Origin of the sequence: Nostoc sp. T09, from assembly GCF_002154695.1 — a bacterium.
In the GTDB taxonomy this organism is placed as follows: Bacteria; Cyanobacteriota; Cyanobacteriia; order Cyanobacteriales; family Nostocaceae; genus Aulosira.
Genome location: NZ_MTAV01000153.1, coordinates 1 through 273 on the forward strand (window position 1 = coordinate 1; position 273 = coordinate 273).

The 273-nt window shown below is 43.6% G+C and carries 1 protein-coding gene; it reads right to left on the minus strand.

Features of this window, described 5'->3' with window-relative positions:
• On the minus strand, nucleotides 1–273 hold a 273-nt coding region (locus BV372_RS26960; RefSeq protein WP_218776778.1), incomplete at both ends, for a hypothetical protein.

The following is a 273-nucleotide window of genomic DNA, read 5'->3' on the forward strand; positions in this document are numbered from 1 at the left end:
GTTGTCATTCCAAGTGATGTTGTAGGTCGAACCTGCTTGGAAACTTTCACCACCATTGGGGTTGGTGACAGTAACAAATGGTGTAGTGACGCTGAAATAGTTATTACCAAAATCCCCAACATTGGTGTTGCTGGTGCTACTTACACGAATTTGATAATCGCTAGCCGCTACCAAGTTGCTAGGAACTAACCAAGACTCAACCCCATCGCTGAATGTGGAACTGAACAAAGTACTGTAGAGACTACCTGCTTTGTACAGGTCGATTTTGACATT